General features: G+C 41.8%; 1 protein-coding gene. It reads left to right on the forward strand.

Annotated elements, in window-relative coordinates:
- On the forward strand, positions 1 to 306 hold a 306-nt coding region (locus ACQ4LH_RS21540), incomplete at its 5' end, for a hypothetical protein (RefSeq protein ID WP_430698997.1).
- Positions 307 to 362: the final 56 nt, after the last annotated feature.

The following is a 362-nucleotide window of genomic DNA, read 5'->3' on the forward strand; positions in this document are numbered from 1 at the left end:
GCACGAAACGCTGCCACAGCGCGGCAATGCCCTGGGTCGTATCGGCGGCGAAAAACAGGCTCTTTTAAAAACCTGCCGGTGCCGACGACGGCCCCCGCGGGGGGAGCTATGGTGGTGGGGGGCTCGTTGAAAAAAAAAAAAAAAAAAAAAAAAAAAGGCGRARAAAAAAAAAAAAAAAAAAAAGAGAGCGAAGGCAGAGAAAAAAAAGGAAAAAAAAAAAAAAAAAAAAAAAAGAAAARARRAAARARGGAGAAAAAGAAAAAAAMAAAAARARACACGAGGAGCGTAGTGGGAAGCGACAGATGAGTATAAGAGACAGACAACAAACGGCCACAGAGAGAAAGAGATGGAAGGTACAAAAT

Origin of the sequence: Pseudomonas peli (assembly GCF_050563605.1) — a bacterium.
In the GTDB taxonomy this organism is placed as follows: domain Bacteria; phylum Pseudomonadota; class Gammaproteobacteria; order Pseudomonadales; family Pseudomonadaceae; genus Aquipseudomonas; species Aquipseudomonas peli_A.